A 12,116-nucleotide genomic window follows, 5' to 3' on the forward strand; every position below is an offset into this window, starting at 1 on the left:
TCCTGAATCGGGTTATCCGGCCGCGCTGCCCGGGACGGGCCGCGGCGGAAGAATCGTGTTGCCGGCCACCGGAAATCCGCGCCCGCCGTGCCGAGGCACGCCAACGGGCGCAGGCCGCCGGGCGGCGCGCGCAGGTTGTTGAAAAAATCTTGGGAGTTCAGCTCCCCGAACTCTCGGGTGGCGGCTGCTCCTGGCCCAGCACATAGTCCAGCGCCAGCAGGTAACCCTGCCAGCCAAGCCCGCAGATCACTCCGACCGCCACGTCGGAGAAATAGGAGTGGTGGCGAAAGCTTTCGCGCCGGTGCACGTTGGACAGGTGCACCTCGACGAACGGGATCGCCACGCCGGCCAGGGCATCGCGCAGTGCCACGCTGGTATGCGTGTAGGCAGCCGGGTTGATGATGATGAACTCGACCCCTTCCGCGCGTGCGGCGTGGATGCGGTCGACCAGTGCCCCCTCATGGTTGGACTGGAACGTATCCAGCGAAACGCCGGCTTTTGCCGCGCGTTCGGCCAGGGCCGCGTCGATGTCGGCAAGCGTCGTGTGCCCGTAGGTTTCCGGCTCGCGCGTGCCCAGCAGGTTCAGGTTCGGCCCATGCAGGACCAGCACCTTGCGGTAGCGGGCTGAGCGACGGATAGAGCGGGTTGCAGTCACGGCGGCTCGACCAGATCAACGAAATTGCGCGGAGATTACCGTAGCTTAGAGGGATTTGTCTAGCGCGCGATACAAGGCTTGGCGACCTTGCGCGGCGCTTTGGCGGCCCTTTAAGCACTTTCCGGCCGTTTTGGCGCCCCGGGGAAACAAATCGCTGAAGAAAAACGAAATTCAGCGAATTTGGCGGAAGAATAGCTCAGGCTCGTGGCAGCACGGCCCGCAGTTCCTCGGCCGTCACCCGTCCCATCTTGCGGTACTTGACCGATCCGTCCGGGTTGATCACCACCGTGTAGGGCAGGCCGCCGGCGCTGTTGCCGAAGTTGCGCGACAGCTCGGTGCCGGCAAAACCGGCCACGGCGAGCGGGTAGGCCACCGGGACCTTGGTGGTGAACTGCTGGATATTGGCGGCTGAATCGATGCCGATGCCGACAAACTCCACCTGGCGGTCCTTGTATTCCTCATGCAGCGCGGTCAGCTCCGGCATTTCCTCGACACACGGCCCGCACCAGGGCGCCCAGAAGTTGATCACCACGGTCTTGCCGCGCAGCTTGCCCAGGTCCAGGTCGGCGCCGGCGGCGTCGGGCAGGCGTGTCTGGAAGAAGGTTTCCACCGCCTGGTCGCTGGCGGGCTTGGGCGAGAACACGAAATGGCCGGCCAGTGCGCCAGCGGCGCAGGCAACCACGGCCACGGCGATCCACAGCCAGAGGCGGGAGCGGCGGGCGGGCGAGGAAACGGTTTCAGTCATGGGATGGCTTGGACCAGTGAAGTGGGGGGCGGGCCGTCAGGCCGGGTCGGCATCGCCGGGCGCGTCCACCAGCGCCCGTACCGCCTGCAGGTCGGCGCGGGCCGGGCGCCCCGAGGCGTCGGCACGCACGGCGCCGCGTTCGTCGACGGCATCATACAGTGCAATATGAATACCGACTGGGGCACCCAGTTCCGCGCGCACCTCGCCGGCGAGGAGCCGCGCCTCGCGGCGGTCGGGCCACTGGCCCTTCCACAGGAAGCTGAGGGTCTCGACCTCGCCGCGGCCGCCGAAATGCCGGCTCTCGCTGGTCTCGAAGTCCACGCCGGCGTTGATCAGGTACAGTGCCGCGTCCTTGGCGCTGTCGCAGAAGCACTGCAGATAGATATCGGAGTGCTCGGTGGCGGTGCCGTTGAGCACGGCGCCGACCAGGTAAGGCCGGAACGGCGCCAGGTCTTCCATGGCCAGCACCGCCAGCCGGCGCAGCAGTGCCAGCACGCGGGGCTGGCTGTCGGCGTGGAACAGCGCCTGGTAGGCGCGCACTTCGGCTTCGACCTGTTCGTTGTCGGGCAGCCATTCGCCGGGCACGCGCTGCTCGCCCAGCACCTGGCGGGTGGCCTTGCGCTTGGCGGTGGCGTAGTCGGCACCGTCCTCGGCGATCATCCGGGCGGCAGCCTGGGCGATTTCCTCGCGCAGGCGGGTGGGGTCGGGGGTGGTGCGTCGGGTCATGCCCCATGATACCGGACGCTCCCGCGCAACCGGTGCGCGCGCTGCCGCAGTGCAGCGAAGGCCGCGGGCGCTCGGGTACAATCGGAGGCTTCCTGCCCGGCCACCGCACCGCAAGACACGGCCTGAAACAGCCGCCGTGCCGCCGCGCCACGCCGGGTGCCGAATCCCCACGCCTGCGGGCTTCAAGTCTTTCCGGGAACCCATGCATATTCATATCCTTGGCATCTGCGGCACCTTCATGGGCGGCCTGGCGGTGCTGGCCAAAGAGGCCGGCCACCGCGTCACCGGCTGCGATGCCAATGTCTACCCGCCGATGAGCACCCAGCTCGAGGCCCAGGGGATCGAGCTGATCGAAGGCTTCGACCCCGCGCAACTGTCGCTGGAGCCGGACCTGTTCGTGATCGGCAACGTGGTCTCGCGCGGCAATCCGCTGATGGAGGCCATCCTCGACCGCAACCTGCCCTATGTGTCGGGTCCGCAATGGCTGGGCGAGCACGTGCTGGCGCGCAAGTGGGTGCTGGCGGTGGCCGGCACGCATGGCAAGACCACCACCACGTCGATGCTGGCCTGGATCCTGGAGGATGCCGGCTACAACCCCGGCTTCCTGGTGGGCGGGGTGCCGCAGAACTTCGGCATCTCGGCGCGCGTGACCGAATCGGACTTTTTCGTGATCGAGGCCGACGAGTACGACACCGCCTTCTTCGACAAGCGCAGCAAGTTTGTCCACTACCGCCCGCGCACCGCGATCCTGAACAACCTGGAATACGATCACGCCGACATCTTCCCGGATCTGGCGGCGATCGAGACCCAGTTCCACCACCTGGTGCGCACCGTGCCCGGCCAGGGCCGGATCGTCGTCAACGGCGTGGAGGAAAGCCTGGCACGCGTGCTGGAGCGCGGCTGCTGGAGCGAAGTCGAGCAGTTTGGCGTGGGCGACTGGCGCGAGAGCGATGCCGCCGCCACTGCGGCGCCCGGCAAGGATGCTTTCGACGTCTGGTTTGGCGACGCCGTTCAGGGCACCGTGGTGTGGGACCTGCAGGGCACCCACAACCGCATGAATGCGCTGGCCGCGATCGCCGCCGCGCGCCATGTGGGCGTGCCGGCCGCGCAGGCGATCGAATCGCTGTCCCGCTTTGCCAACGTCAAGCGCCGCATGGAAGTGCGCGGCGTGGCGGGCGGCGTGACCGTCTATGACGATTTCGCCCACCATCCGACCGCGATCCAGACCACGCTGGACGGGCTGCGCCGCCGCGTCGGCGATGCCCGCATCCTGGCGGTGCTGGAGCCGCGCTCCAACACCATGAAGCTGGGCGTGATGAAGGCGCAACTGCCGGCCAGCCTGGAGCAGGCCGACCTGGTGTTCGGCTACGGCGCCCCGGCCGGCAAGGACGCGCTGGGCTGGGACCTGGCCGGATCGCTGGCGCCGCTGGGCGACAAGGCCGCCGCCTTCCAGGACCTGGGCACGCTGGTGCAGGCCGTGCGTGCCGCGGCGCAGCCGGGCGACCACGTGCTGGTGATGAGCAACGGCGGCTTCGGCGGCGTGCACCAGAAGCTGCTGGACGCCCTGGGCCAGGGCGCCGCAAGCTGACCGGCGGGAAGGACCACCATGCTGCTGTACCTGCACGGATTCCGCTCCTCGCCCCAGTCGTTCAAGGCCCGGCTGGTGCAGGAGCGCATGCGCGAGTGGGGCGTGGGCCGCTACTACGCCTGCCCCGCGCTCAATGTCTCGCCCGAAATGGCCATTGCCCAGGCGCAGGCCGCGATCCGCGCCGCGCAGGCCGGCGGCGACCAGGAGATCGCCATCGTCGGCTCGTCGCTGGGTGGCTTCTATGCCCGCTGGCTGGGCGAGCGCCATGGCTGCAGGACCGTGCTGCTCAATCCGGCCATCCATCCCTGGACCGACCTGGAAGCGTACCTGGGCGAGCAGCCGCTGTGGCACGGCGGCGGCTCGGTCACGGTCGAGCGCCGCCATCTGCAGGAATTGCTGGACCTGCGCGTGGACACCATTACCGATCCCGGACGCTATTACCTGCTCGCCGCCACCGGCGACGAAGTGCTGGACTACCGTGAGATGGTCGCGGCCTGCCCGGGCGCAAACATCCGCGTGATCGAGGGCAGCGACCACGGCATCAGCGAATTTGCCGACTACGTCGACGATGTGCTCGCCTTCTGCGGCTATGGCCCCGGCAAGGTGCCGGCGGGCACAGGCCCGGCATGAGCGCGCAGTCCGCGCGCCGCTGCAGCTGGAGCCCGCACCTGGCCTTTGATGCAGCCATCACGCCCAACCTGCGGCGCTGGGTGACCGGTGACGACGGCTCGCTGACCGCGCGCCTGGTGGCAGCATCGGAGCGCTTTCGCGTGGCGCGCCTGCTGCAGCGCCCGCAGCGCCCGCTCGCCGATGAATGGCAGGTGCTGGGCCAGCACGACCGCACCCCCGCGCTGACGCGCGAGGTGCTGCTGATCTGCGACGATATTCCCGCCATATTTGCCCATACTGTGGTGCGCCAGCGCCATGCGCGCCGCGACTGGCCGTTCCTGCGCGGGCTGGGCGAGCGCCCGCTGGGCGGCCGGCTGTTTGTCGACCCGGCGGTGGCGCGCGAGCCGTTCCAGTTTGCGCGGCTGCTGCCGCACCATCCGCTGCGCCAGGCCTTGCAGCGTGTGCTGCCGGCCATGGCGCCACTGCCCATGCTGCCGGCGCGGCGCTCGGTGTTCCGGCGCGGCGACGGCGTCATGCTCGTGACAGAAGTGTTCCTGCCGGACCTGCTGTCGCGGCCATCCCCGGGGACCGAGGCGATTCCGCATCCCAGGTATTTGCGGACTACAGACCGAAGCCCCTCTACACACACTACCGAAACCAAGAAAGAGACCACGAGATGAAACTGCAGGGTCGGGTTGCCATCATCACCGGTGCCGCCGCCGGCATCGGGTTTGCCACCGCGCAGCGCTTTGCCGCCGACGGCGCCATTGTCGTCCTGTGCGACGTGCAGGAAGCGCGCGTGCGCGAGGCCGCCGACAAGCTGGCCGCCACCGGCGCCACCGTGTCGGCCTACCGCGTCGACGTGACCCGGCGCGACGAAGTCGATGCCATGGTGGCCGCCGTGCTGGCCGCGCACGAACGCGTCGACATCCTCGTCAATAACGCCGGCATCACCAAGGATGCACGCCTGGGCAAGATGACCGAGGCCCAGTTCGATGCCGTCATCGACGTCAACCTGAAGGGCGTGTTCAACTGCGCGCAGGCCGTGGCCGGCCTGATGAGCGAGCAGGGCAAGGGCGTGATCCTGAACGCTTCCAGCGTGGTCGGCCTGTACGGCAACTTCGGCCAGACCAACTACGCCGCCAGCAAGTTCGGCGTGATCGGCTTTACCAAGACCTGGGCGCGCGAGCTGGGCCCCAAGGGCGTGCGCGTGAACGCGGTGTGCCCGGGCTTCGTCAATACCGAGATCCTGCAGACCGTGCCGGAAAAGGTGCTGGACGGCATGAAATCGTCGTGCTGGCTGCGCCGCCTGGCCGAGCCGGCCGAGATCGCCAGCATCTACGCCTTCCTGGCCAGCGACGACGCCAGCTACGTCAACGGCGTGGCGATCGAGGCCAGCGGCGGCATGTCGCTCTGAACTGCGTGGGTGCACGCACCCCGCCGGGGCGCCGGCCCCCGCAGGCGCCGGAGCGGGGTGCGGTATCATTCCACGTCTCAGGCCGTATCGATACGGCGTGGCCCGCGGCCAGCGATTTGCACGCCGCGCGCCGCACTCGCTTCCGTTCGCACGCATTTGCGCCCGGTTGCACCATTTCTCCCACAGGACCCGCCCCGGCGCCGCCTCTTGGCGGCCAGACGCGGTTCCGCGCATTTCTGAAAGTACCGATCGATGCAGTTGCTGTTCGAAGAAGGCGGCGAAATCCGCGCCGGCACCGTGCTGAACCAGCAGGGCGAGGCTTACCAGGTGGAGCTGCCAGCCGGCAAGCGTACCAAGGTCAAGTCGCGCGACGTGCTGCTGCAGTTCGCGCAGCCGTCGGCAATCGAGCTGGTGCGCCAGACCGGCGACATGATGGCCGAGATCGACCTGGACTTCCTGTGGGAATGCGCGCCCGAGGCTGAATTCGGCTTCACCGAGCTGGCCGCCGAGTACTACGGCGCCGAGCCCGGCCCGGTGCAGCAGGCGGCGCTGGCGATGGCGCTGCACGGCAACCCGGTGTACTTCCGCCGCAAGGGGCGCGGCCGCTACCAGCGCGCGCCCGAAGACCAGCTCAAGGCGGCGCTGGCCGCGCTCGAGCGCAAGCGCCAGCAGGCGCTGGTGCAGGCCGAGTACGAAGAGCAGCTCAAGGCGCTGACGCTGCCTGAGACCTTCCGCAACAAGGTGCTGCAGCTGCTGTTCAAGCCGGACAAGAACAGCCTGGAATACAAGGCCATGGACGCCGCCTGCACCGCGCTGGGCATGACCCCGATGCGGCTGATGGTGGCCGCCGGCGGCGTCGCCAGTGCGCGCGCGCTGCATGAGGCCAAGTTCCTGGCCGAGTGCTTCCCCAAGGGCACGGGCTTTCCGGAAACCGACGTGCCCGAGCCGCCCGCCGACCTGCCGGTGGCCGACGTGGAGGCATTCTCGATCGACGACGTCACCACCACCGAGATCGACGATGCGCTGTCCGTGACCAGGCTGCCCGACGGCAAGCTGCGCATCGGCATCCATATCGCCGCGCCCGCGCTGGGCATTCGCCGCAGCGAACCGCTCGATGCGGTCGCGCGCCAGCGGCTGTCCACGGTCTATTTCCCGGGCGACAAGATCACCATGCTGCCCGACGCCGTGGTGGAGCGCTACACGCTGCAGGAAGGGCGCACGTGCCCGGCGCTGTCGCTGTATGTGACGGTGGACCCGACCGTGTGGCTGATCACCGGCAGCGAGACCCGCGCCGAGATGGTGCCGATCGCCGCCAACCTGCGCCACAACCTGCTCGACGATGTCATCACCGAGGCTGCGCTTGCCGCGGGCACCGGCGACTACCCGTTCCGCGACGCGCTGACGCAGCTGTGGCACTTTGCCGGCTACCTGTACGACGAGCGCCAGAAGGCGCGCCTGGCCAGCGGCCTGCGCCCCGAGACCCACAACCGCGCCGACTTCAATTTCTACCTGGACGACCAGGCCGACGGCAGCCAGCGCGTGCGCATCGAACAGCGCAAGCGCGGCTCGCCGCTGGACAAGATCGTTGCCGAGCTGATGATCCTGGCCAACAGCACCTGGGGCAAGCTGCTGGCCGACAACGGCGTGCCGGGCATCTACCGCACGCAGAAGGCGTGGGGCATGCACCGCACCCGCATGCAGACCTACCCGGCACCGCACGAGGGCCTGGGCGTGGCGCAGTACGCTTGGAGCACCTCGCCGCTGCGCCGCTATGTCGACCTGGTCAACCAGTGGCAGATCCTGGCGGTGGCCCAGCACGGCGTGACCGCCAAGCTGGTGGCGCCGTTCAAGCCCAAGGACGCCGACCTGCTGGCCGCGGTGGCGGACTTCGAAGGCACTTACGCCGCCTACGCCGACCACCAGTCGACCATGGAGCGCTACTGGTGCCTGCGCTGGCTCAAGCAGGAAAAGCGCGAGCGCATGGTGGCCTCGGTGCTCAAGGAAGGCGCGGTGCGCTTTACCGAGATCCCGCTGGTCACGCGCGTGCCCGAACTGGTGCAGGCGCAGCGCGGCACGCAGGTGCTGCTGGAGATCGGCGAGACCGACGAGATCACGCTGGAAGTGTCGTGCCGGGTGCTGGAGATCTTCGCCGGTGAAGGCGAAGTGCCCGAGGAAGAGCTGGAAAGCGACGAGGAAGCCGCGGAGCTGTCCGCCGAAGCCGCTGCCGACGCGGCCGCCGAGGAAGCGGCCGAGCAGGCCGCCGGGGTCTCGGACGAAGCCCCGGCCGAAGCGGGCGACGACGATGCCGGCGCGGCGTCGGGCGAGCGCGACACCGGCACCCCGGCGGTCGGCTGAAGCCTTCGGAAATCGGCGGCGCTCACTTACAATGCCTGTCTGATCCGGGGTCCGCGGCCCCGGTCTTGCCAGGCCGCCGGCCCGGACCGGTTCGGGCCGCTACCCACCCTTCAGCCACCCTCCATCCATCGTGAACGCCACACTCGCCGCTCCCCGCCACTGGTGGCATGCCAGGTGGCACAACAGCAGTACGCTGGCCAAGGCGCTGGCCATTTCCGTGGCCGTGCACGTGCTGCTGCTGATGGTGCGGGTGGCCGCGCCCGAGGTGTTCGAGATCAAGCGCAGCGATGCCGCGCTGGACGTGGTGCTGGTCAATGCCAAGTCGGCGCAGAAGCCGCGCAACCCGACCGCGCTGGCGCAAGCCAACCTGGACGGCGGCGGCGACCATGACCTGCAGCGCGCCACCACGCCGCTGCCCGCGCAGACCCAGACGCAGGAAGGCGACCTGGTGCGCCAGGTGCAGCGCCGCGTCGAGCAGCTGGAACAGGAGCAGCAACGCCTGCTGACCCAGTCGCGCGAGGCCGCGCCGTCGGTGCGCAACCAGCCGCTCAAGCCCGGCGAGAAGCGCCAGGACACCCCGCAGCGCGGCCAGGACGAGCGCACCTCGACCGACGAGATGGCCAGGCTGGAGGCCGAGATCGGCCGCAACCTGGACCACTACGCCAAGCGACCCAAGCGCTTCCAGCTGACCGCCACCAGTGCCCAGGCGGTCGACTACGCGCAGTACTACGACCGCCTGCGCCACAAGATCGAGGCGCGCGGCACCACTGACTTCCCGCAACGCAACGGCAAGCCGCTGTACGGCCAGCTGATCCTGGTGATCAACGTCAACCGGCTCGGCAAGCTCGGCTACAACCGCGACGGCTACAACGTCGATGCCATCGACGTGGTCAAGAGCTCGGGCGATCCCGCGCTGGACCGCCAGGCCGTGGCGATCGTGCGCGCGGCCGCGCCGTTCGGCCCCTTTACCGCCGAGATGGCGTCGCGCCAGGACATCCTCGAAGTCATTTCCACTTTCAAGTTTTCGCGCAGCGGGCTGGAAACCCGCTTGCAGGCACGCTGATGACATCCACTGATTCTTCCCAAGCCACTTCCGACCGCTATGTGGTGATCGGCAACCCGGTTGCGCACAGCCGTTCGCCGGCGATCCACGCCGCCTTTGCGCGCCAGACCGGCGAAGCCGTGCAGTACGACCGCCTGGAGGCGCCGCTGGACGGGTTTGCCGATGCCGTGCGCCAGTTCTTTGCCGAGGGCGGCTACGGCTGCAACGTGACGGTGCCGTTCAAGCTGGAGGCCTATGACCTGGCCGACCGCCTGACCGAGCGCGCCGAGGCCGCCGGCGCGGTCAACACGCTGTGGATCGAAGAGGGCCTGATCCACGGCGACAACACCGACGGCATCGGCCTGGTGCGCGATATCCAGGACAACCTCGACACGCTGATCGAAGGCAAGCGCGTGCTGCTGCTGGGCGCCGGCGGCGCCGCCATGGGCGCGATGCTGCCGCTGATCGAATGCCGGCCGTCGCGCATCGTGGTGGCCAACCGCACCGCGTCGCGCGCGAGCGACATGCTGGAAGAGTTTGTCGAAGCCGCCGACCAGTACGGCGTGGAGCTGTGGGGCGGCGGGCTCGATGCGCTCGACGGGCTGTCCGAGGACGAAGCCGTCGACGTGGTCATCAACGCGTCGTCCAGCAGCCTGCATGGCGAAGTGCCGCCGGTACCCGAGTTCCTGCTGGGCGAAGGCGTGCTGGCCTACGACATGATGTACGGCGCCGAGCCCACGGTGTTCCTGCAGTTCGCCGCGCGCTGTGGCGCGCGCACCAGCGACGGCCTGGGCATGCTGGTCGAACAGGCGGCTGAAGCGTTCTACATCTGGCGCGGCGTGCGCCCCCGCACCGCCCCTGTGCTGGCCGAGCTGCGCGCCGCGCTGCAGGCCGAACGCAAGGGCTGACCGGGGCGCCGCCAGCCGTGGCCAACCGCAACCGCGCAGCCAGCGCCAGCCGCGGCGCAGCCCCCGCACGCACGGTGTTCAACCCGGTCCGCTGGCTCGGCTACCTGCTGGGCTGCGTGGCGGCGGGCGTGGTGGCGATGCAGCTGTACTTCTTCATGCAGATCGCAAGCTGGCAATACATCAATCCTACGACGACCACGTTCATGCGCGCCGAGCGCTGGCGCCTGTGCGGCATCAACGTCTGGAACTGCGGCATCGACCGGCAATGGGTGCCGTACGACCGCATCTCGCGCAACCTCAAGCGCGCGGTGATCGCCAGCGAGGATGCCGACTTCGTCAACCATCCGGGCTATGAGCTGGATGCCATGCTCGATGCCTGGGAGCGCAACAAGAAGCGCGGGCGCATCGTGCGCGGCGGTTCCACCATCACGCAGCAGCTGGCCAAGAACCTGTTCCTGTCGTCCGAGCAGCACTACCTGCGCAAGGGCCAGGAGCTGGCCATCACGTGGATGCTCGAGTTCTGGCTGGACAAGCAGCGCATCTACGAGATCTACCTGAATTCGGTGGAGTGGGGCGAGGGCGTGTTCGGCGCGCAGGCCGCGGCGCAGCACTACTTCCGCACCAGCGCCGACAAGCTCAGCGTGGGCCAGTCCGCGCGCCTGGCCGCGGCGCTGCCGGCGCCCAAGTGCTTCGACAAGAAGGAATACTGCGCCAACGTGCGCGTGAATTTCCGCGCCAAGGCGGGAATCATCGCGCGGCGGATGGGGGCAGCCACGCTGCCCGACTGAGGGCTTGCTCCCCTCTCCCACTTGTGGGAGAGGGAGCAAGGCAGCGGCAGATTCAGCGCCTCAGCTCAGCCACCCCTTCCTGCGGAAATACACCAGCGGAATCGCCGCCGACACCGCCATCAGCGCAATCGCCCACGGATAGCCCGCGCCCCAGTCCAGCTCCGGCATGAACTTGAAGTTCATGCCGTAGATGCTGGCGATCAGCGTGGGCGGCATCAGCGCCACCGACACCACCGAGAACAGTTTGATGATCTTGTTCTGGTTGATGTTGATGAAACCGACGGTCGCGTCCATCAGGAAGTTGATCTTGTCGAACAGGAACGCGGTGTGGTTCTCGATCGAGTCGATGTCGCGCAGGATCTGGCGGGCCTCGTCCTGCTGCTCGGCCGACAGCAGCTGGCTGCGCATCAGGAAGGACACCGCGCGGCGCGTGTCCATCACGTTGCGGCGGATGCGCCCGTTCAAGTCTTCCTCGCGGGCGATGGTTTCCAGCACGTCGGCCGCGGCGGCATCGGTCACGTTCTCGGCCAGCACGCGGCGGCTCGCTTCTTCGAGCCGCTCGTAGATTTCCTCGATCGAGTCGGCGGAATACTCGGCGTCGGTCGCGTACAGGTCCATCAGCACGTCCTTGGCATTGCGCACCGAGCCCGGGCGCATGCGTGCGCGCAGCCGCACCAGCCGGAACACCGGCAGGTCTTCGTCGTGGATGGAGAACAGCACGTCGCGCGTCAGCACGAAAGCCACGCGCACGTTGCGCGACAAGGCCTCTTCCTCGTCCAGCAGGAAGTCGGTGCGGATATGGATATTCTCGTCCTCGCCCTCGAAATATCGCGCGGACGCTTCCAGGTCGCCCAGGTCTTCCAGTTCGGGAAGGGCGACGCCATAGGCTTCCTTGATCCAGTTCAGTTCCTCGTCGTCGGGATTGACGACATCGATCCAGATCGGCTTGTGCTGCAGCAGCTCATTGCGCTCGTCGACCTGCTCCTGGGCAAGCCGGCCTTTCTGCAGGACGAACAGGTTGATCATCCCCGGGATTCCTTATTGCTGATTGCGACGAAAAACAAAGACAAGCGCGAAGACAAGCGCAGGCGGCTCGCCGCATTCCCAGGTAGTCCGTCATGCCCTGCATGGCCTGGCGAGACGCCGGAAGGCGCCCTGCCAGGGCCGGGCCACGGGCAAGCGTGATCGCGCTGTACCGCGGCTGCCGTTCGGCACGGCGGTACAAGGCGATGGCGTTTGCCTGGGTTGGCTGGCTAGCCGGGAGAGGGAAGATCCGCACGCGA

Annotated in this window: 12 protein-coding genes; 8 read left to right on the top strand and 4 right to left on the bottom strand. The window is 68.2% G+C overall.

Annotated features, from left to right (window positions below; translation table 11 throughout):
- Positions 1–157: 157 nt before the first annotated feature.
- The 3 genes from aroQ to C265_RS02850 all read right to left on the bottom strand — a co-directional run bounded on the left by aroQ (position 158) and on the right by C265_RS02850 (position 2,126).
- Positions 158–655 carry a type II 3-dehydroquinate dehydratase gene (aroQ, locus tag C265_RS02840; RefSeq protein ID WP_011616025.1) on the bottom strand — a complete coding sequence of 166 codons (498 nt, stop codon included), beginning with the start codon at positions 653–655 and terminating at the stop codon, positions 158–160.
- 196 nt (positions 656–851) lie between these two features.
- Positions 852–1,400: a TlpA disulfide reductase family protein gene (locus tag C265_RS02845; protein WP_010813186.1), complete on the bottom strand. Its 549-nt coding sequence runs from the start codon at positions 1,398–1,400 to the stop codon at positions 852–854.
- Positions 1,401–1,436: 36 nt separating this feature from the next.
- Positions 1,437–2,126: a hypothetical protein gene (locus C265_RS02850; RefSeq protein WP_011616023.1), complete on the bottom strand. Its 690-nt coding sequence runs from the start codon at positions 2,124–2,126 to the stop codon at positions 1,437–1,439.
- A 202-nt stretch (positions 2,127–2,328) separates the two neighbouring features.
- Between C265_RS02850 and mpl the strand changes: the two genes are divergently transcribed.
- The 8 genes from mpl (at position 2,329) to mtgA (ending at position 10,833) form a co-directional block, all read left to right on the top strand.
- Positions 2,329–3,714 (top strand): UDP-N-acetylmuramate:L-alanyl-gamma-D-glutamyl-meso-diaminopimelate ligase, encoded by a 1,386-nt coding sequence (gene mpl / locus C265_RS02855; protein WP_010813188.1) that lies wholly within the window; start codon positions 2,329–2,331, stop codon positions 3,712–3,714.
- Positions 3,715–3,732: 18 nt separating this feature from the next.
- Positions 3,733–4,344, top strand: coding sequence for a YqiA/YcfP family alpha/beta fold hydrolase (locus C265_RS02860; protein WP_010813189.1), 612 nt, complete (start codon positions 3,733–3,735; stop codon positions 4,342–4,344).
- Positions 4,341–5,003 (top strand): chorismate lyase, encoded by a 663-nt coding sequence (locus C265_RS02865; RefSeq protein WP_010813190.1) that lies wholly within the window; start codon positions 4,341–4,343, stop codon positions 5,001–5,003. Before C265_RS02860 ends, C265_RS02865 begins: the two co-directional genes overlap by 4 nt.
- Positions 5,000–5,740 (top strand): 3-oxoacyl-ACP reductase FabG, encoded by a 741-nt coding sequence (gene fabG / locus C265_RS02870; RefSeq protein ID WP_010813191.1) that lies wholly within the window; start codon positions 5,000–5,002, stop codon positions 5,738–5,740. The genes C265_RS02865 and fabG overlap by 4 nt, the downstream gene beginning before the upstream one ends.
- Positions 5,741–5,992: 252 nt before the next feature.
- Positions 5,993–8,095, top strand: coding sequence for a ribonuclease catalytic domain-containing protein (locus C265_RS02875; RefSeq protein WP_010813192.1), 2,103 nt, complete (start codon positions 5,993–5,995; stop codon positions 8,093–8,095).
- A gap of 130 nt (positions 8,096–8,225) precedes the next feature.
- Positions 8,226–9,158, top strand: a complete 933-nt coding sequence (locus tag C265_RS02880; RefSeq protein ID WP_010813193.1) for an energy transducer TonB — start codon at positions 8,226–8,228, stop codon at positions 9,156–9,158.
- Positions 9,158–10,045 (top strand): shikimate dehydrogenase, encoded by an 888-nt coding sequence (gene aroE, locus C265_RS02885; protein WP_010813194.1) that lies wholly within the window; start codon positions 9,158–9,160, stop codon positions 10,043–10,045. The genes C265_RS02880 and aroE overlap by 1 nt, the downstream gene beginning before the upstream one ends.
- A gap of 137 nt (positions 10,046–10,182) precedes the next feature.
- Positions 10,183–10,833 (top strand): monofunctional biosynthetic peptidoglycan transglycosylase, encoded by a 651-nt coding sequence (gene mtgA / locus C265_RS02890; RefSeq protein WP_051398538.1) that lies wholly within the window; start codon positions 10,183–10,185, stop codon positions 10,831–10,833.
- Positions 10,834–10,893: 60 nt separating this feature from the next.
- Here the strand turns inward: mtgA and corA are convergent, their stop codons facing one another.
- Positions 10,894–11,859 carry a magnesium/cobalt transporter CorA gene (gene corA / locus C265_RS02895; RefSeq protein ID WP_010813196.1) on the bottom strand — a complete coding sequence of 322 codons (966 nt, stop codon included), beginning with the start codon at positions 11,857–11,859 and terminating at the stop codon, positions 10,894–10,896.
- Positions 11,860–12,116: the final 257 nt, after the last annotated feature.

The organism is Cupriavidus sp. GA3-3 (genome assembly GCF_000389805.1).
Lineage (GTDB): Bacteria > Pseudomonadota > Gammaproteobacteria > Burkholderiales > Burkholderiaceae > Cupriavidus > Cupriavidus necator_D.